At 43.1% G+C, this 1,605-nt stretch carries 1 protein-coding gene; it reads left to right on the top strand.

From position 1 onward, the window contains the following. Positions 1–167: 167 nt before the first annotated feature. Positions 168–1,605, top strand: a 1,438-nt coding sequence (gene sdhA, locus IHO13_RS05410; RefSeq protein ID WP_225538621.1) for a succinate dehydrogenase flavoprotein subunit, incomplete at its 3' end; no start/stop codon positions are given.

Here is a 1,605-nt window from a genome sequence, read left to right as displayed (position 1 = left end):
AGAAACATCCTTGCTGTTATAAAGGGAGTTGAAAGAATTTTTCAAGTAGTTTTTTCGCATATGCTAAAACTGATTTGATATGTGAGAAATTTATTATATCTAGAAAACTTGTATGGATTTTCTCCACTTCTGTGGTATTATAAGCCTGTAATCATAAATAAGCAAATATGGATAAATCAGCGTACGAAATCATAGAGCATGAGTATGATGTAGTGGTAGTGGGCGCAGGTGGAGCAGGACTCAGAGCAACGCTTGGAATGGCTGCAACTAACTCTTCAGTTGCTTGCATTTCTAAAATTTTCCCTACACGCAGTCATACAGTTGCAGCACAAGGCGGAATTAGTGCAGCTTTAGGGAATATTGCCGAGGATAGTTGGCGCTGGCATGCGTATGATACAATAAAAGGTTCAGACTGGCTCGGCGATCAAGATGCAATAGAATATATGTGTAAAAACGCTGCTAAAGCTGTCATTGAACTTGAAAACTTTGGCGTACCGTTTTCTCGTACAGAAGATGGTAGAATATACCAGCGCGCCTTCGGTGGAATGACAACTCGTTTTGGTAAAGGAAAATCAGCGCAACGCACCTGTGCGGCAGCAGATAAAACTGGACATGCAATCCTTCACACTCTATATCAGCAGTGTCTTAAGTTCAACGCCGAATTTTTTGTTGAATACTTTGTAATCGACTTAATCATGGATAATGAAACCGGGGCATGCTGCGGGGTTCTTGCCTGGTCACTGTGCAACGGCACACTACATAGATTTCGTGCACATTCGGTGGTGCTGGCAACAGGTGGATATGGGCGTATTTACTTCTCTGCAACGAGCGCGCATACTTGTACAGGTGATGGTAATGGCATGGTGGTGAGAGCTGGGTTGCCACTTGAAGATATGGAATTTGTGCAATTTCATCCAACAGGAATATATGGTTCAGGATGTTTGATGACGGAAGGATGTCGCGGCGAAGGCGGGTATCTAGTTAATTCTCAGGGCGAAAGGTTTATGGAACGCTATGCACCAAAAGTAAAAGACTTGGCTTCTCGTGATGTGGTAAGTCGGGCAATAACAATTGAAATCAGAGAAGGCAGAGGCGTTGGGCCGAAAAAAGACCATATATATTTAACTATAGCGCATCTTGACCCGGAAGTAATAAAACTAAGACTTCCAGGAATTAGCGAAACTGCAAAGACTTTTGCAGGGGTTAATGTCACTAAAGATCCAATACCGGTCATTCCAACTGTTCACTACAATATGGGTGGCATTCCAACCAACTACCATGGGGAAGTGATTACGCTGAAGAAAGGTAAGGAAGAAGTAGTAGAAGGATTGTTTGCAATTGGAGAGGCAGCATGCGTTTCTGTACACGGTGCAAATCGACTTGGCTCTAATTCGCTTCTTGACCTTGTAGTTTTTGGTAGAGCTGCAGCACTCAGAGCGAAAGAGAAGCTAAAGCCTCATGCGCCACACAAAAAACTGCACTCAGATTGCACAAACTGGATAGTGGGTAGATTTAATAAAATGCGATTTGCTTCTGGAGAGCTAAGGGTATCGAAAATACGCAGCGAAATGCAGCACACTATGCAAAAACATGCATCAGTGTTCC

It is taken from the genome of Wolbachia endosymbiont of Mansonella perstans (assembly GCF_020278605.1).
In the GTDB taxonomy this organism is placed as follows: domain Bacteria; phylum Pseudomonadota; class Alphaproteobacteria; order Rickettsiales; family Anaplasmataceae; genus Wolbachia.
Note: the sequence above shows the minus strand (reverse complement) of the source record. Positions and strands in the feature narration are given on the sequence as shown.